The sequence below is a fragment of the Salinivibrio sp. ML323 genome (assembly GCF_001995745.1).
Taxonomy (GTDB): domain Bacteria; phylum Pseudomonadota; class Gammaproteobacteria; order Enterobacterales; family Vibrionaceae; genus Salinivibrio; species Salinivibrio kushneri.
On record NZ_MUES01000003.1, the window covers coordinates 120,937 to 143,365 of the forward strand.

General features: G+C 44.3%; 15 protein-coding genes. 12 read left to right on the top strand and 3 right to left on the bottom strand.

Annotated features, from left to right (window positions below; all coding sequences use genetic code 11):
* Nucleotides 1-5 precede the first annotated feature (5 nt).
* The 9 genes from BZG13_RS03535 (at nt 6) to pglZ (ending at nt 15,240) form a co-directional block, all read left to right on the top strand.
* On the top strand, nt 6-1,982 hold the full coding sequence (locus BZG13_RS03535; protein ID WP_077485079.1) for a hypothetical protein: 1,977 nt from the start codon (nt 6-8) through the stop codon (nt 1,980-1,982).
* Nucleotides 1,983-2,186: 204 nt separating this feature from the next.
* Nucleotides 2,187-3,071, top strand: a complete 885-nt coding sequence (locus BZG13_RS03540) for a helix-turn-helix transcriptional regulator (protein ID WP_077485252.1) — start codon at nt 2,187-2,189, stop codon at nt 3,069-3,071.
* Nucleotides 3,068-3,847: a hypothetical protein gene (locus BZG13_RS03545; protein ID WP_077485081.1), complete on the top strand. Its 780-nt coding sequence runs from the start codon at nt 3,068-3,070 to the stop codon at nt 3,845-3,847. The genes BZG13_RS03540 and BZG13_RS03545 overlap by 4 nt, the downstream gene beginning before the upstream one ends.
* On the top strand, nt 3,847-4,392 hold the full coding sequence (locus tag BZG13_RS03550) for a BREX protein BrxB domain-containing protein (RefSeq protein WP_077485083.1): 546 nt from the start codon (nt 3,847-3,849) through the stop codon (nt 4,390-4,392). The genes BZG13_RS03545 and BZG13_RS03550 overlap by 1 nt, the downstream gene beginning before the upstream one ends.
* A 12-nt stretch (nt 4,393-4,404) precedes the next feature.
* Nucleotides 4,405-7,878, top strand: coding sequence for a BREX system P-loop protein BrxC (gene brxC / locus BZG13_RS03555; RefSeq protein ID WP_077485085.1), 3,474 nt, complete (start codon nt 4,405-4,407; stop codon nt 7,876-7,878).
* A gap of 130 nt (nt 7,879-8,008) precedes the next feature.
* Complete coding sequence (locus tag BZG13_RS03560; RefSeq protein WP_077485087.1) at nt 8,009-11,428, top strand: Eco57I restriction-modification methylase domain-containing protein; 3,420 nt, start codon at nt 8,009-8,011, stop codon at nt 11,426-11,428.
* Nucleotides 11,421-12,524: an AAA family ATPase gene (locus tag BZG13_RS03565; protein WP_077485089.1), complete on the top strand. Its 1,104-nt coding sequence runs from the start codon at nt 11,421-11,423 to the stop codon at nt 12,522-12,524. The genes BZG13_RS03560 and BZG13_RS03565 overlap by 8 nt, the downstream gene beginning before the upstream one ends.
* Nucleotides 12,521-13,186, top strand: coding sequence for a DUF4276 family protein (locus tag BZG13_RS03570; RefSeq protein ID WP_077485091.1), 666 nt, complete (start codon nt 12,521-12,523; stop codon nt 13,184-13,186). Before BZG13_RS03565 ends, BZG13_RS03570 begins: the two co-directional genes overlap by 4 nt.
* 5 nt (nt 13,187-13,191) lie before the next feature.
* A complete protein-coding gene (gene pglZ / locus BZG13_RS03575; RefSeq protein WP_077485093.1) occupies nt 13,192-15,240 on the top strand; it encodes a BREX-1 system phosphatase PglZ type B in 2,049 nt (682 codons plus the stop codon).
* Nucleotides 15,241-15,335: 95 nt separating this feature from the next.
* Here pglZ and BZG13_RS03580 read toward each other — a convergent pair whose 3' ends face one another.
* Both BZG13_RS03580 and BZG13_RS03585 read right to left on the bottom strand, forming a co-directional pair.
* The gene (locus BZG13_RS03580; RefSeq protein WP_077485095.1) at nt 15,336-17,198 is read right to left on the bottom strand and encodes a DEAD/DEAH box helicase family protein; all 1,863 of its coding nucleotides are present in this window, start codon (nt 17,196-17,198) and stop codon (nt 15,336-15,338) included.
* A gap of 41 nt (nt 17,199-17,239) precedes the next feature.
* Entirely contained in the window at nt 17,240-19,240 is a 2,001-nt protein-coding gene (locus BZG13_RS03585; RefSeq protein ID WP_077485097.1) for a DEAD/DEAH box helicase family protein, read from the bottom strand.
* Nucleotides 19,241-19,612: 372 nt separating this feature from the next.
* Between BZG13_RS03585 and BZG13_RS03590 the strand changes: the two genes are divergently transcribed.
* Nucleotides 19,613-19,975, top strand: coding sequence for a hypothetical protein (locus BZG13_RS03590; RefSeq protein ID WP_241824770.1), 363 nt, complete (start codon nt 19,613-19,615; stop codon nt 19,973-19,975).
* 190 nt (nt 19,976-20,165) lie between these two features.
* On the opposite strand, the gene BZG13_RS15345 is transcribed toward BZG13_RS03590, so the two are convergent.
* The gene (locus BZG13_RS15345) at nt 20,166-20,315 is read right to left on the bottom strand and encodes a hypothetical protein (RefSeq protein ID WP_198935500.1); all 150 of its coding nucleotides are present in this window, start codon (nt 20,313-20,315) and stop codon (nt 20,166-20,168) included.
* A 76-nt stretch (nt 20,316-20,391) separates the two neighbouring features.
* On the opposite strand from BZG13_RS15345, the gene BZG13_RS03595 reads away from it, so the two are divergent.
* Nucleotides 20,392-20,760, top strand: coding sequence for an elongation factor Ts (locus BZG13_RS03595; protein ID WP_077485099.1), 369 nt, complete (start codon nt 20,392-20,394; stop codon nt 20,758-20,760).
* A 42-nt stretch (nt 20,761-20,802) separates the two neighbouring features.
* Nucleotides 20,803-21,915: a PDDEXK-like family protein gene (locus BZG13_RS03600; protein ID WP_077485102.1), complete on the top strand. Its 1,113-nt coding sequence runs from the start codon at nt 20,803-20,805 to the stop codon at nt 21,913-21,915.
* Nucleotides 21,916-22,429 lie beyond the last annotated feature (514 nt).

Sequence of the window (22,429 nt, forward strand, 5' to 3'; positions counted from 1 at the left end):
AGCCGATGAGTCGAAGTTTAACCACACTGATTAACCTAACCTTTGATTTTGAAGCGTTAAACCAAAAGTACGTGATCTACAAAGCCTCATTGGATAAGAGGATCGGAAATGCTGGTTATGCGCATCAACTGAGTCTTGTTGAACGAGTGGCTAAGCCCAAAGCGCTCATTAAACACTCAGGTTACTACTGGATACTTCGCGATCAACACGAGAAAACCAAGCCAGAATCGGCCGATATTGCCTTTGAGCGTGTGGCGTTTGAAGACTGTTCGCCACTATTGTTAGGGCGCCTGTTTGTGCGAGCCCTTGGGAAAGTGGCGTCGAGTGAGTTTTTTTCAGGGCTTGGGGAAACATTTCTCTTTGTGGAGCCGGAGAAGTTCTTTGAGCATACCGTGTACAAATGTATCAAGTTTGATCTTAAAGAAAGTGTGCGTTTTAACGCGTTATTCATCTCCATGGATGGAACCACATTCTCGCCAATAGAAACGGCGCACAAGCGCGCAAACACCATTGAAAAACTACCTAAGTTTGAATTTGACATGGAAAGTGGGCTTTTGCGACGCAATCCGAAAGGAAATCTGATTGTTCACAGCCCAGGAAAAGGCAAATTTACCACCAATGCCATCGATATATCTGGTAAAGAGCTGATATCACTGCAAAAAACAAAAACGGGGGCTCTTTATCACTTTGTTGACCTGATGAATCATCATTTCTCTGGCTGCTTGTCGATGCAGCTAAAGTCTATTGAGGCAACTTGGCGCAAGCATTATAAAAAGTGTAATGTCGAAAACGTGTATCAACGCATTTATCAAGTGATTGATAATCATGGTGGTTTACAAGTGGTAAATGCATCATTGAAAGAGGAAGGGTTTGAGAGACTGAAACAGCAGCGATGGCCGGTAAAGATTAAATTCTTGGATTCTGAAGCGAGCATTGATGCGAGCAAACCTTTACTCGTGGTTTTAGACAGCCCCGAAGACTACGACAAAGCAGGGCGATCTGATCCCAAAGCAAGTTTCTATTCCGAACATAGAGTGACGCAAAGTATCTACAACGTCACAATTACTTCGGTACGAAACAAAACGAAAGGTAATGCACTGAGCCCGATCATTGATGCGCTAGTCAAAGAAATGGCTATTAAGCAAGAGTGCTTAGCGCAGCAGTTCTTCATTCAAGAATTGCAAGGGGTCTATTGGTTTGTAGAGAGAGAAGATCCCCCATACGGCAATAAGGATCCAATCTTTCATATCTTAAAATGTCGCAACGGATGTTTTCAGTATGAACAACAAGATGCGTTTTACTTTGATGATCTTGGTATCGAACTGCCTGAAAAAAAACGTTATTTTGAAACGCTCAGTTATGTGATCGACATGGCACAGCAATCCCCTCGCATCTGCACCATCGTGCATGAGGAAATTGCGGCGATTCCAGATGCTGCACGGCTTTTTGAAGTATTGGAACATCTAAAAAGAAGCAATCAACAGGGCATAAGTCGTGCGTTTATTGAACGCTTTCTTACTTATGGTGCCTATGGGCAAGATCCCGTTTACGACAAGTTAGTATCAATGCTAAACACGCACCCTTTGCAGGAAGAGTTTGACAAACAAGATCTTAAAATTGCCAAGATTGGATACCGATCAACCGCAGAAAAAGCATTGATTGACGGTTACTTTGAGCAAACAGGCATCATGCTCAATTATTCGATAAAAGGTGAGCACAACGAATACCTAGAAGCTTTAACCGGACACTTCTATGACGCTGACCATTCTGCTTATTTTGTGGGCATTGAAAAAGGAGGGTTCAAGTTTCACCGAGGCCAGTTCAACCACTTGAGACATCTCGAAGGACCAGAAGACTTAAAACAAGTTTGTTTAACACTGACTCAAAGCTATTTTATCCGTAATAAGTTAGCGACAGTAAAACCTTTTCCTTTCAAGTATTTGGCGGAGTGTAAAGATAGATTCAAGTACAGTAATACATAGAAACTTGCCAATATACTGCATTGACGTCGTGAGATGGCATGGTTGCAATGTTCTCAATACGCCCACCAAGCCTATGCCGAGTATGCGCAAATTGTGTGGGCTTTTATCGGGAATTCCGTACAGTACAACTTCTAATCATTTTGATTGCATGATGGTAGCGTTTGGAGTATGTTTGCACTTAGTTATTCGCAACAGACACCTCTGATGAAACAACTCGAACAATTACCCCATGCCCAGCGAGAACGCTTGGCGTTTATCGATTTCAGTCTGAGCTATTTTGGTGAGGTTGCGAGAGCTGATCTCATTGCTAAATTTCAAACAGGTTTAGCCGCAGCGACTCGTGATTTTTCCACATATAAAGAGCTTGCACCTTATAATCTAGAGCTTATTCATCAATCAAAGTCTTATCATCGAACAGCGCAGTTTGTACCTCTATTTGAGCACGATCCCGACACTATCTTGATGAGTCTATGCCGAGGCTTTGGTGATGGGTTCGCGAGTCAATTAGAAGACAGTCAAGTCTGTGTTCAAGCTCAACAGTTGAATAAACCTTCGACAGATATTTTGTCGGCAATCATGCGTGCGATACATCAGCAAACGGCGATTAAGGTTGAATATGTTTCCCTTAATTCTGGGGCGTCAACAAGAGCAATTGTGCCGCATAGCCTTGCTAATAATGGAAACCGTTGGCACGTTCGTGCCTACGATCGTTCGACAAGTTCTTTCCGGGATTTCGTTCTCACTCGAATCAAATCTTCGAGTCCTGATCCAAACAAAGTTGACAGTGTTAAAGAGTCAGTCTCAGCAGACAAACAGTGGAACCGTATCGTTGATTTAACCTTTATTGCACATCCGGCAGCTAAACATCCTGAAGCTATATGGCTTGATTACAATATGGTAGATGGCAAGCTACAAGTAGAGTGTCGTGCAGCGTTAGCTGGCTATTTACTCAATCAATGGAACGTTGATTGTTCGAGCTCCTATCACTTAAACCCGCAACAATACCAGCTAGCTTTAGAAGAAAATGCGGCGATTTACGGTGTTGAAACAGCACGTTTAGCGCCCGGGTATGAAGGTAATGAAAAATGAGAAGTGAAAAGCAGCTAAGCCAGCTTGGGTTTAAATATGGGAAAAGCGGTGCACATTCAGCAAGAAGTATGATGATTGAAGAGCTGACCCACTTGCTGTTTTCACGTGATGAATCGGCAACAAAAGCTAACTATGAAGAAGATATCATAAATTTCAATATCTTACATAAGCCGACAGAAAAATCGCGCAGGCTCACTTATCGTCATCTTGTTGATCTTTATGCGTTAGATAATGACGTACTTTTGTTTCGTGTTTTGCGTAAATGGTGGGAAAGGCATGAAGCATCTCAACCTGTATTGGCTCTTCAGCTAGCGGTAGCAAGAGATCCTTTATTGCGAGCTTCGGCTGAACGAATACTGCAGCTGGAACCCGGAGAGCATCTCTCAAGAGAATCCATAGAAGCACTCCTTGCCCAAGGGGATCCTGATCGTTTCAGCGCGGCATCATTAAAATCTTTCGCACAAAACATTAATGGAACCTGGACACAAGCTGGCTACCTGTCTGGTAGAGCAAAAAAGTACCGAGAGGTCCCCGATGTTAGTTATGTTAATGTCGCTTATGCACTATTTCTCGCTCACTGTCATGGGCTAAGCGGACAACGTTTATTTGATAGCTTTTGGTGTCGTATGCTCGCCCAAGATAAAACACGTTTGTATGAACTTGCACATAGAGCCTCGTTGCGAGGGATGCTTAACTTCAAGCAGGCAAGTGAAGTCGTTGAAGTGACTTTCCCAGATTTAGTTATCCCCGAATTTAATGATGCCGAGGATCAATGATGTCAGATCGATTATCCAAGCTACTAAAAAGCTTTGAAAAACACATTAGTATTCCATGGCCTGCCGCGGTCTCTGCTGATGAGCGCACTATCTTTTTAGTCTACCACAAAGAAGATGAGCTAAAACTACGCGCCCGCGTCGAAGAGTTTGAACAAGCATGCGTCAAGCACGGTCATCCTTGGCAATTACTCGATTTGACGCATAGTTTTGAAAACTGGATGTCGGATCAAGATTATAAGGAAACGTATTTTGAAGATCCTGAGTATCTCAAAGGACTGTACGATGACTTCGCCGAAGAGCTAGTAGAAGAATTGACAAGCAAAGTCGAGTCAAATCAAACAGAAGATGGCGTCATTGGACTTCTTGGTTGTGGTGCGCTGTTTGGCTTCGCATCTGTGTCGGGGGTCGTAGAATCTTTAGCTGAAAAGGTGACAGGACGCTTAGTTGTCTTCTTCCCGGGTGAAGTACAAAACAATAACTATCAATTATTAGATGCGAAAGACGGTTGGGGTTATCACGCAACTGCTATTTCGGCAACGTCATAAGGGCTTTATTCAATGTTAAATCGTGAAATTTTCGTCAATGATCCTGTTAGCAGCCGCTTAGCTAACAATGGTGTCGCTCAAGTCAAAGATGACCTATCTAAAGGTGCATTAGAGACGCTTGAATATGAACTACGTACTTTTGTTTGCGATGGTGCATATGCCAAAGGCATGGATAGCATTCTCAGCAACTATTTGTCAGCGTTTAAGGCAAACAATGAACAGCCAGCCGTATGGATTAGCGGCTTTTTTGGCTCAGGTAAATCTCACCTTGCTAAAATGTTGCGTACACTTTGGACAAACCAAACGCTAAACAACGGCTCTGATGCTCGTTCAACCGCAGACTTACCAGAACACATCGCAAAGCATTTTGATGAGCTATCTTCCATTGCGGCATGCAACGGTGGTTTGCATGCCGCTTCTGGTACCTTGGGTGCAGGCGCTGGCGACAAAGTTCGCATGGCGTTTCTTGGCATCATTTTTAAATCTGTTGGTTTACCCGAGCAATATCACCTAGCTCGATTTGTTATGTGGCTCAAAGCTGAAGGCGTTTTTGAACAAGTTAAGTCGCTTGTTGAAGCCAAGGCCAAAGTGAAAGAGGGTATCGATCCTTGGACGAAAGAGCTAAAAAATCTGCATGTTTCACCCATCATGCACGATGCAGTGCTACAAACTATTCCTGGTATAGGTGCGGATTTGAAAGAAGTGCGCGAGATGCTACGTGCCCAATACAAGATAGTTGATGATGTCACCAACGATGAAATGGTCGCAGCCGTTGTTGATGCCATTTCTAATGACGGTGAGTTGCCACTAACTTTAGTTGTTCTGGATGAGGTGCAACAGTACATCGGTGACAATGTTCAAAAAGCGTTTGACGTTCAAGAGACTGTAGAAACTTGTAGTGGCGCGAGTGCACTTAAATCAAAGTTGCTGTTTGTGGCAACGGGTCAAAGTGCTTTGTCCGGTATGGCAAACCTGCAGCGACTAATGGGTCGTTTCCAAGTTCCTGTGCAGTTAGAAGATACGGATGTAGACGCAGTTATCCGCAAAGTTATCCTGCAAAAGCAATCTTCAGCTGAAAGTGCGGTTAAAACGGTTATAAATAACAACCTGGGTGAGATCTCTCGTCACCTACGGGGCAGTACCATTGAGCACAACAAAGATGACGAGAAATGGATGGTGCCGGACTATCCGCTACTTCCCGTTCGTCGCCGTTTTTGGGAACGTATTTTACCAGCACTCGATAAAACAGGCTCAGGGTCGCAACTGCGTAACCAGCTCCGAGTGGTGCACGAAGCCTTGAAGACAACGGCAGAAAAAGAACTCGGCTATGTCGTACCGGCTGATTTTCTTTATGATCAAATCTCCACAAACTTACTGCAAACAGGGGTGATCTCTAAAGAAATTTACGAAACCATTAGCCGTAAACGTGGTGGCGATGAACAGGCGCAACTGCAAGGTCGTTTATTATCGCTAATCTTACTGATTAGCAAGCTACCAGCAGAGATGGAATATGGCATTTATGCAACGGTTGATACGCTCTCTGACTTGTTATTAGAAGATCTACAAAACGACAAGCACAAGCTGCGCTCAATGGTGCCTAAGATGCTAAAACAGCTCGAAGATGAGCACCTCATCATGTCTCGTGAAACGGCGCAGGGGCGAGAGTTCAGCCTACAGACAGTTGAAAGCCAAGCTTGGTATGACGAGTTCCGTCGTCAAGAAAACGATCTGATGGGGAACCCTCAAACTATAGAGGCGTACCGCTCAAAAGAAATACAACGTTATATTACTAAGCAAGTCGCGCAGGCTCGAATTACTCAGGGCGACGTTGCCGAGCCGCGAGTGATTAATGTGTCATTTGATTCAGAATTGCCGACTGATGCGGCCAAACGTATTTATGCTTGGGCGCCAGAGCAAACCGAGAAGCAATTTAATGATCTTTCTCGTGGCGCCGATCCAGACAGTGCAACCATCTACATCTATGTGCCAACCATTCATCGTAGTGAATTAAAGAACGCCATTGTTGCGCTGAAAGCAGCAGAAAACACGTTAGAAGTTCGGGGCCGTGCAACCACAGAAGCTGGTAAAGACGCCTTACAGGCGATGGAAACGCGCTTGAGTGAAGCCGAACGCGCCAAGAAGGGCTACTTGAACGATATATTTTCACAGATACAAGTGCGTTTAGCGGGTGGACAAGAAGTTGAAGGTGAAACTCTTGCCGAGCAAATCCAAAATGCTGGAGCGCTAGCCTGCCAGCGTTTGTACAATAAGTTCAAAATGGCAGACAGCCGTGGCTGGGCAAAAGTTTTTGATCAAGCCAGTAAGCTTGCCGATCCAAATGCGTTAGAAGCATTAGGCTTCAACGGAGAGGCGAGTCAACAACCTGTGTGTGCTGAGATCTATCGATTTATTGGCACAATGAAAACGGGTAAGCAGATACGAGAACACTTCAATGATGCGCCATTTGGTTGGGGTAAAGATGTGGTTGATGGTGCATTGTATGCGATGTTAGCCGCTGGTTCACTGCGCGCGTCAGACATGCAAGAGCGTGCGATAGATGCAAAAAGCCTAGATCGTAGCTCAGTGACGCAAACGAAGTTCCGGCCCGAAAATGTCACGCTGTCTAAAGTACAGCTGATTAAAGTACGGGGTGTGGTGTCTACCTTGCTCGAAGAAGCGTGCAATACGGGTGAAGAAACCACCAAGCTACCGTTAGCGATCATTCATGCCAAAAGTGTTGCTCGCAGTGCGGGGGGCGATGCACCACTACCGATGGCACCTAGTACAACCTTGCTGTCAGAGCTTGAAATGTATTCAGGGAATGATCAGTTACAGAAAGCATTTGAGAGCAAAGATCAACTGATTAGCGACTTCCAGCAATGGAAAGAGCAAGCGCATAAAGCCGAACGTCGTGTAAAACGTTGGAAGAAGCTCACCCAAGCGCTAGAGTATTGTTCCCCACTTGCAATATACAAAGCGCTGCAACAAGAACAGCAAGCGATCATTGATAACCGAAGCTTGTTATCAGAACCTTGTCCGGTAAAACCATTACTGAACAAAGCGACCAATGAACTCCGTACAGCATTGACCGCACATCGTGAGCGTTACGAAGAAGAGTATCGCGCTTGTATGGCCGATCTGATCGCGGATGAAAACTGGCAAAAGCTGGATGAAGAGAAACGCAATGCGTTTCTGAAAAAGCGTCACTTGGATAATATTCCTGAACTAAACATAAGCGATGAAGATGCGGTGTTTACTTCACTGGATGAGGTCGGCTTTGAGCGATGGAATGACAAAGTTGCCTTGCTTCCCGGTATTTTTGATGCGGTATTGAAAGACGCGATCAGTGAACTTCAACCCAAGACTAAGTACTACAAGCTCAATAAGCCATTGCTAGAAACAGAAGATGACTTACAGACATGGCTTAAAGATGTGGAGAATGCACTGCGATCAGAACTAGAACGTGGGCCAGTAGTACCACAATAAAATGATGCCGCGTAGACCATCGCCCAGAGGTTGCTCTGGGCGATTTGACGTTGAGGGTTAACAGATACTATCTCAGTCGTCCAAAGACTCCTTGCAAGATAGAGCGGACGATTTGAATGAAGAGAACGATATGAGACAAGCATTAGATAAAACACTGCGTAGCAAATTAGAAGATACGGTTGTTAAAGCCCGTGATATTGTCGAGCAAGCCGTCGTTGAAGCACTCCAACGTTTAGGGGTGGCAGAGGCGCATGCTCCTAACTATCTAAACGACGAAGAACGTGCGCTACGTAATAAGTTGCGTGCCCACGCTCGTCAGCTCGGCGACAAGCTAGACTCTTCACCTGGAAACAAGGGTAAACAAGAAACTGAGCGACTAATCAATGAAATGGCCTATGAGCATTGGCATCGTATGCTGTTTGCTCGCTACTTAGAGCAAAACAACCTATTGATGTATGACGAGTACACGCCAGTCACATTGGACGAATGTTTTGAGCTGGCAGAAGAGGAGCCTGATTTCAAAGATGGCTGGGAGCTTGCTGGTCGATTAGCACAAAAAATGCTGCCGCAGATTTTCCGCGTAGACTCGCCTGTTTTCGATATCAAGCTATCGATGAACCGCATTGAAGAGTTAGAAAATCTAATTGCACAATTAGACCCTAAAACCTACCAAGCGCAAGATAGCTTGGGTTGGTGTTACCAGTTCTGGCAAACCAAGAAGAAAGAGCAGGTTAATAAGTCTGGCGTAAAAATTGGTGCGCAAGAACTAAGCCCTGTTACCCAGCTTTTTACAGAACCTTACATGGTGAGTTTCTTGCTTGATAATGCACTCGGTGCTTGGTGGGCCAACAAACGCCTTTCTCAAGATGATTTAATTCGTGCAAACAACGAGCAAGAGCTTCGTGAGTTAGCGGCTATTCCTCGGGTTCCTCTAGAGTACCTTCGTTTCTCTAAGGAAGAAGACGGGACTCAATGGAAACCAGCAGCGGGTGGGTTTGAAAAATGGCCTGAGAACTTATCAGAGCTTAAAACACTTGACCCTTGCTGTGGATCTGGTCACTTCCTAGTAGCCGTTTTCCTAATGCTAGTGCCAATGCGTATGCAACTTGAAGGATTGTCTGAGAAGCAAGCGGTTGATGCGGTACTGCGCGATAATATTCATGGCCTTGAACTTGACCAACGCTGTGTAGAGCTGGCGGCATTTGCGCTGGCTTTAGAAGCATGGCGTTATCCAAATGCAGGTGGCTACCGTGTGTTACCTGAGCTTCAATTAGCATGTTCAGGTATGTCGATTGCTGAAGCACAAAAAGAGTGGAAAGAATTAGCAAAAGGTGACGAAGCATTAACAGATGCTATTGCTTGGATGCAGCATACTTTTAAAGATGCGCCTACTTTAGGGAGTTTGATTGACCCAACTAAAGCCCTAGAAAGTGGGCGTACCCCACCTTGGGAATTGCTTCAAAGTGAATTATCGTATAAGAGCGAAGCAACAAGCGAAGCTAAAACTACAGCCCAAGGCCTTGCAAAAGCTGCGGGGATTCTTAGTGAGCAATTTCAATGGGTTATTACAAATGTCCCTTATCTAACTCGATCAAAACAGTCTCCAAAATTGATGAGTTACTGTGAAAGCAATTATCCTACTTCAAAGAATGAATTGGCCTTTGTATTTACTGAAAAGTGTAGGTCTTTATCACATGAAAATGGGTGTGTTTCTCTAGTCAAGCCACAGAACTTTATATTTATGGCTAGGTATAAAGAGTATCGACAAAAAATGTTTACGGATTTTGGAGTTGATGTTGTTGCTAGACTAGGGGCAAGAGCTTTCGAGTCTATTTCTGGAGAAGTTGTAAATATTTGTTTGTTGCAATTTACTAAAACTCAAGACAGGGACTTTTTGGTTTCATTAGATCTTGCTGAAAATAGTTCTTATGAATCTAAGACAAGCCTATTGAAAGAGACGAACCTAGATTTAGTTTCATTTGACTCTGTTTGCAAGAGTTCAGATTACCTACTAGGAGCTACTTCAGATAATAATTCTGAGCTAAAGGTTTACGCTGACAGTTATCAAGGCTTGCGAACGGGAGACGCAAATAGGTTTGTCTGTCAAGTTTGGGAACAAAAAGATATATCTAAGTGGGATTACTTCCAAACATCTAGCTCGGATAATGGTGAAGTGTTCTCTGGTTACACGAGTTTAATTCTATGGGAAGGTGGTTCTGGCCAGCTGCAAAAATACGCTAATGAAAACAGGTCAAAACTTCATGATATGCATGAAAGTGGGAATCGTTCGTGGGGTAAAAGAGGTATTGCTATTGGTCAAATGACAATAAGGGCTACTTATTATAACGGTGAGAAATATGATAACCCGATAGCAGTATTGACACCTAAAAACAATGATGACTTCGAGGCGTTATTTGCATTCTTAAACGATAGTTCATACAAGGATGAAGTAAAGTCTATAAACCGAGGTATTTATGTTACGAACGCGGCATTATTGAAAGTGCCTTTCGATCATGAAAAGTGGTCTAATTTAGCGAAGGAAATGTATCCTTTTGGTGTCCCAAAACCATACTCTAGTGATTGTACGCAGTGGATTTTCCACGGTCATCCATGTGCTTCAGTCGTTTGGGATGAAGATACGAAAACTACCACTATTGGAAGTTTGCGCCAAGATGACACTGTACTTCAAGTCGCTATCGCTCGCTTACTTGGTTATCAATGGCCTGCGGAACTTGATCCTGAAATGGAACTTGCACCAGAAATGCGCGAGGTGATGAAGAAGAACGCAGACTTTGCGGGTTTGATTGATGATGACGGTATAGTTTGTATTCCAGCAGTACGTGGTGAGAAAACAGCGGCTAAGCGTTTAGAAGCGATTTTACACAAAGCTTACGGCGACGAGTGGACAAGTTCAGTTGAACAAAACCTACTTAAAGCCGTAAAAGCAAAGGGTCTTGAAAGCTGGTTGCGTGATAAGTTCTTTGACCAACATTGTAAGTTGTTTCAACACCGCCCATTTATTTGGCAAGTTTGGGATGGATTGAAAGATGGCTTCTCGGCACTGGTAAATTACCACAAGCTTGATTACAAAGGGCTTGAGCGCTTAATTTACACCTATTTGGATGACTGGATTAGTACCCAGAAACGTGACATCGCTGACGGCAAAGATGGTGCAGACATTCGCCTAACAGCGGCTGAGAACCTCAAAAAACAACTGGAAGCTATCCTAGCAGGTGAAAAGGGCTTGGATATATTCGTGCGCTGGAAACCGTTAGAAGAGCAACCGATTGGTTGGAACCCAGATTTGAATGATGGGGTTCGTTTGAACATCCGTCCATTTATGCTAGCGAAAGATGTGGGTAAAAAAGGTGCAGGTGTACTGCGTGGCAAGCCAAACATCCACTGGAAAAAAGACCGAGGTACAGATGTCGCTTCCGCTCCATGGTTTGACCTGGGCCCAGTCTACGGTGAGAAAGCCGGCAGCCGTATTAATGATCATCACTTAAGCTTAGCGGAGAAGCGCAAAGCAAGAGAGGAAGCCAATGAGTAAAATAGACACACTGACCATTCATGGTTTTAAGTCTATTCGCCAGCTTGAAAAGTTGCGGCTGAATGATCTTAACGTTCTTATCGGCGCCAATGGCGTTGGTAAGAGTAACTTTGTGAGCTACTTCCGTATGTTGCATGAGCTGGTTGAAGGTCGACTGCAAGTATGGGCGAGTAAACAAGGCGGCGCCGATCGGGTGGTGAGTTATGGCGTCAAAGAGACCGCCAGTCTGAAAACCGACATTCGTTTTGGTGATAACGGTTACCTTGCTGATTTAGCGCCTACAGCAGACGATGCGTTTACCTTTAATCGAGAGCAGCTTTATTTTGATGGCCCCTATCATGGGGTCACTCAACCAGATTTAGGTTCAGGGCATAAAGAATCTAACCTGAAAGCTGAGATGGATAGCGGCAGATCGGCAAAAGTCGCTTCGTTTTGTTATTCAGCTATTTCTGGTTGGAAAGTCTTTCATTTTCACGATACCAGTGAAACGGCGGCAGTAAAGCGAGTGGGCGCGGTACATGATAGTGCATCTCTTCGAAGTGATGCTTCAAACCTTGCCGCCTATCTGTATAAGCTGCAGCGCGATAACCAAGACATCTATAAGCAAATTTGCAAAACGGTGCGCTTAGCGGTGCCGTTTTTTGATGATTTTGTGTTGAAGCCAACCCAGCTGGCATCAGGTGAAGAGCAGATCCGACTGCTGTGGTCGCAATGTGATAGTGATTACCCATTGTGGCCGAGTCAGCTTTCAGACGGCTCGATCCGCTTTATTTGCTTAGTGACTGCCTTGCTTCAGCCGAATCCGCCATCAACCATCTTGATTGATGAACCTGAGCTTGGCTTGCATCCCTACGCGATTACGTTGCTTGGCGCATTACTGCGTAGTGCATCAAAACGGATGCAAGTCATTGTTTCTACGCAATCAGTGCCGTTGCTGAATGAGTTTGAACTGAGTGATCTTATTGTAGTGGAGCGCGAAGAAGGCGCATCCACATTTAAACGTTTGGATGCAGAAAAATTTGCGAGCTGGCTGGATGATTACTCAGTGGGAGAGCTTTGGGAGAAAAATATCATCGGTGGGAGACCATCTAAATGACACTCGTTCATGTAATCTGTGAAGGGCAAACAGAAGAGAGCTTTGTACGTGAGCTACTGGTGGCGCCATTCGCTCATCGGGGGGTTTATCTCATGCCGGCTTTAATTGGTAGACCAGGTCATAAAGGGGGCAACTTTAAATTTGAACGCCTGAGTGCTGATGTTGAAAAACGATTGCTTGCTGATAAGAGCTGTTATTGCACCACCTTTTTCGACTTTTATGGTCTGCCTGAAAGCTTTCCTGGAAAGAAAGAGGCGGATCCTGCAGCTTCTATCGAAATCAAAGCCGCCACATTACAACACGCTTTAACGGCAAAGTTAGCAGATAAAATGGGAGATGCTGTCATACGCAGATTTATCCCATATGTGCAAATGTATGAGTTTGAAGGACTACTGTTTAGCGACCCTCAAAAAATGGCGCAAGGCATGGACAGAAGTGATATTGAACAAGTGTTTATTGATATTGCCAGTGACTTTGAAACGCCGGAGCATATAAACAATAGTCCACAAACGGCACCGAGTAAGCGTATTGAAACCCTTATCAGCGGATACGAGAAGCCACTATTAGGTACTTTAGCCGCTTTAGAGGTTGGGCTTGATAGTATGCGTGAGCAGTGCGTAATGTTTGATGCGTGGCTGAAGAAAATTGAGGCATTGGCGTAGTAATCATGTTAGTTGTTAATTATTTGATCGAGCAGTTGCGAAAATCAGCAACGTTTAATAAGTCAGTCCAAGTAGCGCCTGCCGCTATTTTATGGACAGACATTGATTGTCAATGGCAATCCGCCATGCCATACATAAAACAGCAGTTGCCCGAACTCATTGAACTTGGTGAATACAAACCAGAAGAACGCACCGGCCCAGCGATTTGGGTAAAATGTGTGATTGCGGCAAAACTAGAAGAGTGCGAACTACCTGAAGATAAAACGCCGATCATTTATCTTCCTGGCGTTGGACGAAAAGATTTGCGAGCTATTGAGGAATGTCCAGAGTATTTGCAACCATTAGCTGAGTTGCAATATCGAGGTTGCTGGTGGGCTTACAACTCGGCCGGGCGTGATTGGTCTGTTGGATCGTTTCTCACCAACCCTAAAGTTGGTTTAGAGCTTGATCTAGCAAGAGATACGAAAACCCAAACAGCGATACTGAAGGTTCTACCTGATCTACTAGAAACCCCAGCAACTCGGTTGATGGGGAAAAAGTTAGAAGCGGAAGATTTTTACTCGATTGTGCTCGATGATCCTATCAAGGATATTTTAGGTTGGTTGAATAACCCCAGCGAAAAAGCCAAGCAATGGCAAGGTAGTAAGTGGGAGATTTTCAGTCAGTCTTGCATATCAAGGTATGGATTTGAACCGCAAGAAAAGAATTTGTCGCATGCTCTGGCGCTGTTATGCGATGCGCGAGGGGAGTGGCAAGGCGTATGGGAGCGATTTGAAGAAACTGCTAGCAATCTTCCTGCGTTGGTCGAGCGCCTCAAAGATGTCACGCCATCAGGTTTGGCTTTTGAAGCTCAGCATTATCTATCTGAAAACTTGCGTGATGAGTCGGTTATCGAGGAAGCATTTAAGCAGATTGCAGGCAGCAATCGCGAAAATCTAAAGCAGTCTTTTACTTCACTTTGGAGTGTTCAGCAATCTCGCAAAAATTGGATCTGGTCTCAGTTAGGTTTTTCCCCTTGGTTGGACATTCTCGAGCAAATAACGATTGTTCTTGAATATACCGAGATCCAATTCACCTCAGGCTCTCCTGAGGGGATGGCAGAGTTGTATACCCGTCGTTTCTGGCAGGCGGATGCCGCTGTACTAAATGCGATGGCGAAAGCGAAAGACATTCATCATCAAAAATTGGTGGCTGATGTACTGGCTGTTATCTACACCCCTTGGTTGGAAAAAGTGGCATTGAATTTCCAACACCAAGTGAAATTGAATGGGTATCCTGGCGATAATCAATTAAAAGAAACTTCAGCAAACTATTCTGTAGGTAGCCAAGTGATTTTCTTTGTGGATGGGTTGCGCTTTGATACCGCGAAGCAACTAGAGAAGAAGCTGTCCATCATTGGTGTTGATATTAACCTGACCTCGCAATGGTCTGCTCTCCCATCATTAACCGCAACAGCCAAAGCTGCAGTAACACCTCTTGCTGATTTATTAACGGGATTGGAGGGTAACGATGACTTCATTCCTGCGTTAGCGAGTACACAAGCGTCTTTTAGTAGCCACTACCTTAAGAAGTTACTTGCCGAGCGAGGATGGCAATACTTGGATGGCCTTGAAACCGGTGAACCGAATGGATATGCCTGGGTACAAACAGGAGACCTAGATAACTTAGGTCACAAGCAACAGTTAAAGATGCCACAGTACATTGAGCAGATATTGGATGATGTAGTCGCACGAATCCGAGGTCTTTTAGACGCAGGGTGGAAGCGAATTAAAATCGTCACAGATCATGGCTGGCTATGGGTGCCAGATGGCTTACCAAAAGGCGACATTCATAAGTCAATGGGAACAAACCGTCAACGTCGTTGCGCGATATTAAAGGCCAATGTTCAATACGATGGTTTAGTGATGCCTTGGTTCTGGAACCCGAATGTTTCCATCGCGATGGCGCCTGGTATCTCGGGCTATGTGTCGGGTGATCACTATAATCACGGTGGCCTATCATTACAGGAGTGCTTGACGCCAGTATTGGACGTTCGGAATGCGCAATCAGGCTAATTTAACAACAGTGGTTCATAGAAGACTCGACTTGATCAGTTAGTAGAAAATGGCGCCGTTAAAGCAGAGCCGCGAATAGCGCGGCTTTGTTGCATCTAAAAGACACTATGATGTCGTATGTGAGTAGTCTCGATGTCGTGGCTTAGGTCTTGACTATCGTCAGGGATAATGTCTGACAATGTTCCCCTTTGGTAAAGAACAATTAGAGTATCGCTATCATGCTCCGCGTTTAGTAGTCCACAAATTTCGCTTATATCATCGGAATCTAACGAGCGCTTGAAGGCATCCATTTGGCCAGAGAGGTTGTAAGTACTAAAGATAGTCGCCATCACTCGTTTATCTTCAGTTTTTTCGCCTCCACCAGGATTAACTATCTGATTAAAAGATACTTTCTTATTTTCATCAAGCTGGGAAACAAAATTTAATGTTTTCGACTTTATACAGCTTTGCGTGCCATCATCATACGTTGCACCGTTGACCCACTGTGCCTTTATCCAATTCTGATGCTCGCCACGTAGCGCGCGGTTTTTCTTTCTGTAAGGCCCATCTTCACCGATAAGCTCTTGACGGATTAACTTGATAGCGGCTAAGAGTTCTTGATTAGTTGTATACACAGAAAAATCGAAGTCAGGCTCTTTGAGTTTACCGGGAACGACTAAATAACCCTTGGTTAAATAGGATTTTGTATCGATAATCTTCTTCGTTACTTTTTTTTCGGCAGTTGGGGCTATAGTAGTACCACGATCAAAGCCTTTAACGTCATAGCGAGAGAAAATTTGTTCAAATAGCTGATGAAGTCCCTCAAAATCATGACTATTATGTTTTGATTCTAAGTGATCAAGTAGTTCTCCGTAGGCCCTGACTGCATCCAGGTTAGTGTAGTGCTTTGCATTTGTATTTTGATGGTAACCGCAAGCGCGACCAATATTCGCTTGTACAATCGCTGCAATATTGGCGATGGTACTATCCCAAGAGTTGATAAGTGTTTTTTTCATCTCTTGACCGAAGTTAACACCAGCTCTAAAGCTAGCGACAGTGATTGCGATCAATTTATCATCGAATAACACCGCGGTTTCGTATTCACGTTTAAAGTCATTGATAGAGCACAGCTCATGCTCATCGAGACCGACTAGCTTCTGGCCTATAATATGTATTTGATGAGGCTCAATACCGTTAGCGAGTAAAACATCTCTCGCGATCCCTGCTTGACTACTTGGTACGCGAATTAATGACCAACCAGCGCTGTCGTGATCTTTAAACTGACGAATAAATCGGTTTCTCAGTAAAGAGCTATCACAAAAGTCTCGCGAATTTTCATCTAATTTTACGATCTGGTTATTACGGTGCATCTGCCGAATGCCGTGGTAGTCATCACCTGTCTTATGAAAGACTAATGAGGTATTAAAGTTGTGGCGTAGTATCGAATCCGCACCAGCCGCATAGAGCGCACTGAATGGCGTTGCAGAGACAAAGGCAACATTGCAGTGTTTATTGTCATACTCAAGATAATCGAAAACCTGGTCGTATCGAACGCTATCTTGGCTCGAACCATAGTGACACTCATCGATAATAATCAGCTTAGGGGCTTGGCGCCTGAAGTGTGTCTTTAGTGTTGATTCAAAATTAGTAAAATTACTGACAACAACATTTGTACTTGCAGCTAGATCTTGTTTGGCTTGTTCTTGCAGCGCCAGATCGGCCATGGTTACCAGGTACAACGTGTCTTTCAGATACTTCCTATCGGATATCGCCTCATCTGAGAGTGATAGTCTTTGTAAGCAGGACAAAGCAAGCGCAATTCCAGATTTACCCGACTGCATTTCAGCAGCGATGACGACTGCCCTCGAACCTGTCTCAAACTGCGCAAATGCTTGTTGCGCTGCTTTACGTTGATGAGGGAACGTATTGCTTGTAATGATAACGTCAGTAAGCTTGCGATGTTTGTTAGCGTTCTTCATTGGTGGTTCCAAAAATAGGCGATAAAGAGGATCCATTAATATTAATGATGTATGGATCCAGTTTTATCTGAAAAATGAGACTCATCACTCAGGTCGCCTGATTTTTCAGGTAGCTTATTGTGGTTTTTCTTGGCTAAGGAACGTTCAATATCGTACTCTCCGCGCTTGTAGAGCACAAACATAGTATCGTCTCGTTCTATGCCGAAGTAGTCACACATGTTATGTATATCACTTAAGTCCATGATTTTTTTATTAACTTGGCGGCGAGAAATGTTGTATATGCTGAATATTGTCGCTGTAATGAGTTTGTTTTCCGATAGTTCGCCTGAGCCGGGAGCGACAACACGGTTGAACTCTAGATACTCACCGTTATCAAGCATTGACGTGTAGAGCTTCGTTCTTTCTTGTTGAGTCCCGTCAGTACCAGCTTTTTCTGGATTATCGTAACTATCACCGTTGACCCATTGCGCTTTTATCCAGTTTTTCTTTTTACCGCGCATAGTTCGATGGCCTTTGACGCTTGGGGCTCCTTTCGCCGTAAATTCGTCTCGAATCATTTCGATGGCTTGGAGGAAGTGTTTATCTCGGGTGTATTGACGAAAGTCTACTTCGTTATCCAATAATTTTGCGGGTACAGCGACATAACTATCGGTTTGGTAGGTTTCAACGTCACCGATAGGGCGTCTACGTTTGTATTTAATTGTTACGCCAACATCTAACCCATTAACCTGATACTCTTGACAGACCTCTTCAAAGAACTCTTTGAGGCCATCAAAATCTGATGCTGCTTCCTTGGAGCAAGTTTTCTCTAAATGGTCCAAAATAGCCGCATATGCTTCTGTTGCACTAAGGTTTGTAAAGTGTAGTGATGAATTGTTACCGTGGTAACCACAAGCACGGCCTATGTTGGCTTGTACAACTGCTGCCACACTAGCAACTGTGCTGTCCCACGTTGAGATCAGATTACGCTTCATCATGGCACCGAAATTAATACCAGCTCTTGCTCCGGCGACGGTTATTGCGATTAATTTATCTTCAAAAATCAGAGCGTCATCAAATTCACGTTTAAAGCGTTCGATGCTGCAGTGTTCATCTTCTGGAACGCCCGATAGTGAGTTACCTAAAATATAGACCGAATTTTCGTCGATCCCTTGACTAATTAAGAGCTCTTTTGCATCCATAGCAGAACCAGCAGGGACTCTGACTAGTGACCATCCCATTCCTTCATGAGATTTGAATTTTTCGATGAACTCGTGGCGTTCCGGTGAGCTCACTAGGAAATTCTTCGTGTCTTGATCCAGCCCTTTCACTTTGCCACTTTTTAGCATTTCACGGACACCGTAGTATTCGTTGCTCGTTTTGTGAAATACCAATCGTGTGTTGAAGTCACGTCTTAAAATAGAGTCTTTAAGCGCATTTTGGGCGGCTTTTTTTGCCTCGATAATGAGATCTTTATCGTCCTCATCTTCAGCTTCTTGTTGAATACCAATAGCTTCTTGATACTCAGTTTCTGCACCATAAAGGGCACCAAAAGGGGTGGCAGAAATGAACACAACCTTGCAGCTATCATTTTCTTTTTCAAGGTAGTCAAAAATCTTGCTGTATCTGATAGCAGATACATTTGAGCCGTAGTGGCACTCATCAATGATGATCAGCTTGGGCGGGTTGCCTTTAAAATCATTTTCTAACGATTTTTCGAAGTTAACAAAGTTACTGACGACTACATTTTTTGCTAGTCTTAGGTCGGACTCTGCTTGCTCTTTCAGCGCTTTATCGGGCATAGTTATCAAGTAAAGCGTATCTTTTAGTTGCTTACGATCACAGATGTCGGCGTCACTTAAACTGGCCCTTTGCAAGCAACATAGCGCAAGAGCGATCCCTGACTTACCTGCTTGCATTTCTGCCGCAGTAACAACGGCTCTAACGTCATCAGTGAGAGCGTTAAATGTTTTTTTAGCCGCATTGATTTGGTGAGCATGAAGAGCGTCGCTTTCAAGTATTTTATGCACCATATGACGAAGTTTTTCTGCATTTTTTGTCATCTTTTTAGCCCATTTTTACTAAAAGATTGGCTCTATATTGTAACCCACTACATGTACTTTTGAAAAAGTGTGTTTTCTATCGTATTTATACGCTATCTGATAAGCTGATGGAGCTATGGATGGGCCACGATGCAAGTAATGATCTCTCGCTTCACTAAATACCACCGAAACCCAGACATATTACGAAGAATCTCTAAAACTAGGATTTAAATAAGCCGTTAACGATGCTATTTTGAGCAGCAGTTAAGCGCACTGTTGTGAGGGCGCGAGAAAAGAGTCGCATAAACATAATCCGGATCTTGGCTTAAATTTATACGCTGTTAGACTCCGGCGGTTATCAATCACAAAACAACATGAGGTGAACTAGCTTTCATGAATATTGAATGCCCTCATTGCAACACCGACAATGAGATCGAGCTTACTGAAAACATTCAATGCAATAAATGTGAGAAGAGTTTTACCGATCTCAAACTGAGCAAGCGCCAACTTATGTCTGCTGGCACTGCATTACTTCTTGGTGCCTTTGGTGGATATAAGGCTGATGCTGCTTTTGATGACGATCGGTATCCGTTAGCTGTTGAGTATGCCATCGTCGATACGTGTACCAACTCGTCAAAGAATATGATCTCGGTAGATTGGTACGATAGCAAGCGACAAGTCTGTCTCTGCGCGCTTGAAAAAACTGAACAGTCTGTCTCTTATTCTGATTACAAATCAGATCAAGCCCTTTTTTGAGTCACTTTAAGTCAAACGCCAGAAGTTGTTCATAGAGATAAAAAGGCAGCGTTTGCTGCCTCATTCGTTTTAACGCTTCGGTGTATTACCGCGGCCTTTACCCGATGGTTTGCCAGTCGTGCTAGGGTAATTAGGGTTGCCCTTCGCAGGGGATTTGGGAGCTGAATTTGGTTTGTTCATCACTTATCCCTTACTTATTTGGTTTCTGATGATGAGCGGTTGCGCGTTGTGCGCGAGCGGCGAATGAACCTTTGGCAACCTGGCCGCCATTTTGTTTGGCTTGTGCTGCTTGCACGCGAGCAGCAGCTTCGGGGGTCATTGGTACGTTATGTTTGGACATAATGTTTTCCTTTTCGTTTATGAACTGTAGGGTCTCCGCTGAGACACGAGAACAATAACGCACTGGGTAGGGACAAATGGGGACAATCCAAAAGCAAAAACAAATTCGGTATATTCTGGAAGCGTTAGGTTGGAGCCAGAAACAGCTTGCAGATGTGTTGTTCGAGGAGCTTTACGTTGATGAACATGAGGATATTTGTGACTCTCCTGACGCTGTTGATAAGTTTCGTCAGCTACTCAAAAAGCAGTTGCAGCGTGAATCAACGTCAGAAAATCGGTTGGACCGGTATATAGAAATACTGTTCGAACATCCCGAGTTTAAAAAACTGAAACTCGATATGATCTTTCCTAAATACGTTGATCACCAATGTTTAAGTAGTGATCTACACGCCGAGCTGACGGCATTCTCAAGGCGTTTAGACGATGAAGTGCAAAGAGGCAATTGATCCTTCGGGTGAACACTGAACGGAAACCAGCATAGGTTGAGTATGGAAACAGACCCTTATGATCGCGTCAAAGCTTTATTGAAGGCGATAAAAGCGCTGCCTGCTCTCTATGAGAGCGAGAAAACAATCTTTGATGTTGGCAGTCGAGGATATTACGAGAACCCCACAACAGATCTACTCGCTTTTTTCTTAAATACGGACGAAGTGCATGGCTTTAGCTCGTTAGTCTTAAAAGCATTGTTTAGCTGTACGGAAACATGCAGTGGGCTAGATACGACACTGGTTGGGAACCCGAAACGGGAGGTAGTGACAGCCTCCGGAAAGCGCATTGACTTAGTGCTGCAGAGCCAAGACTGGGTAATGGTCATAGAAAACAAGATTTTTCACCAGCAGAATAATCCGTTTGATGATTATGAACGGTTCGTCGAGGACAACAAAAACGATCCCCGCATTGGAGACAAAAAGCCGCTGTATATTGTTCTATCGCCAACCGGTGAAGCGGCAAGCCCGAACTGGATTGGTATTAGCTACCGCACCTTCACTTCAGCTATTAAAGCAAAACTCGCTGATCACTTCCTGCAACATCCATTGAATAAATGGTCGATTTTTCTGCGAGAATTCGTTTTACATTTGGAGAACGTGATGGAACAACCCACTCTTGATCACGAAAGTGTCAGCTTTGTAGTGAATCACCTAGCTGACTTTAAAGCGGCAGAAACGCTGCAAGAAAAAGCAATTAAGTCGCTGCAGAGTGCTTTACTGCACGATCTGCAAAGCGCGGTAAAACCAGAGCTGAAACCCACCCTTGATAACTGGCATGGGTATCCGGCTATTCGTTTCGCCGGTGTTAATTGGGTGGTTCAATCGGATATCGTGCTTTATCTTGATGGACGTGACGAAAAGCCAATTGTGATCAATTTCTACTCTGCACAGATTACAAATAACGAGCGACGTAACATCGCAGATGCGCATTTTTGCAAAGAAGACACCGAGCAACCGTGGAATGAAATAAAAAACACTTATCGTTGCTACCAGGTCCGTATCGGCGAATTTGATTATCCGTTCATCAAAGAAAAGCTGATCGAGAAAATCATTTTGATGGATGAATTTGAGACGCAGGTTCGTCCGCAGAAAATTAATAATACTGAAGGATAAAAGTAAATGGCTGTTATGCATTCCCACGCGGGAGCGTGGGAACGAGAGGTGAAGTAGCTCACTGGCGTTATTAGAGTGCCAGAGATTACATGGGCACGTCGGGGCTGCTTGAGGTTTGTCGTGAGTGGTAGCGAGGTATGCATTCCCACGCAGGAGCGTGGGAACGAGAAACGCCCCTGTAAATGCCTCTGTAAATGATATTAATGCGGTGGATATTCAAGGATTGAAAACGCCGGAGGCTATCATCGCCCTTAGCGGCCGATAAAACGCTCACGCGGCCGCAGCTGGCCGAGCGGATCGGCAAAGACATTCGCACCATTGGTCGCGCGTTGGCCAAGTTACAGCAAGCGCAAAGGATTAAACGGGTCGGCTCTGATAAAGCCGGCCATTGGGAGGTTCAATCGTGACACAATTGCTGCGTTTGTTGATAAATTTAAAGGCGTTGGGGAAAAGTCTGATTGTTAGAGGGTAACTTTGGTATACATTCCCACGCAGGAGCGTGGGAACGAGAGAA

Coding starts and splice junctions, on each gene's coding strand:
- BZG13_RS03560 (WP_077485087.1), top strand. CDS start 8,009: ATGAGACAAGCATTAGATAAAACACTGCGTAGCAAATTAGAAGATACG.
- BZG13_RS03595 (WP_077485099.1), top strand. CDS start 20,392: ATGGGGACAATCCAAAAGCAAAAACAAATTCGGTATATTCTGGAAGCG.
- BZG13_RS03540 (WP_077485252.1), top strand. CDS start 2,187: ATGAAACAACTCGAACAATTACCCCATGCCCAGCGAGAACGCTTGGCG.
- BZG13_RS03565 (WP_077485089.1), top strand. CDS start 11,421: ATGAGTAAAATAGACACACTGACCATTCATGGTTTTAAGTCTATTCGC.
- BZG13_RS03600 (WP_077485102.1), top strand. CDS start 20,803: ATGGAAACAGACCCTTATGATCGCGTCAAAGCTTTATTGAAGGCGATA.
- brxC (WP_077485085.1), top strand. CDS start 4,405: ATGTTAAATCGTGAAATTTTCGTCAATGATCCTGTTAGCAGCCGCTTA.
- BZG13_RS15345 (WP_198935500.1), bottom strand. CDS start 20,315: ATGTCCAAACATAACGTACCAATGACCCCCGAAGCTGCTGCTCGCGTG.
- BZG13_RS03580 (WP_077485095.1), bottom strand. CDS start 17,198: ATGAAGAACGCTAACAAACATCGCAAGCTTACTGACGTTATCATTACA.
- BZG13_RS03535 (WP_077485079.1), top strand. CDS start 6: ATGAGTCGAAGTTTAACCACACTGATTAACCTAACCTTTGATTTTGAA.
- BZG13_RS03585 (WP_077485097.1), bottom strand. CDS start 19,240: ATGACAAAAAATGCAGAAAAACTTCGTCATATGGTGCATAAAATACTT.
- BZG13_RS03590 (WP_241824770.1), top strand. CDS start 19,613: ATGAATATTGAATGCCCTCATTGCAACACCGACAATGAGATCGAGCTT.
- BZG13_RS03545 (WP_077485081.1), top strand. CDS start 3,068: ATGAGAAGTGAAAAGCAGCTAAGCCAGCTTGGGTTTAAATATGGGAAA.
- pglZ (WP_077485093.1), top strand. CDS start 13,192: ATGTTAGTTGTTAATTATTTGATCGAGCAGTTGCGAAAATCAGCAACG.
- BZG13_RS03550 (WP_077485083.1), top strand. CDS start 3,847: ATGTCAGATCGATTATCCAAGCTACTAAAAAGCTTTGAAAAACACATT.
- BZG13_RS03570 (WP_077485091.1), top strand. CDS start 12,521: ATGACACTCGTTCATGTAATCTGTGAAGGGCAAACAGAAGAGAGCTTT.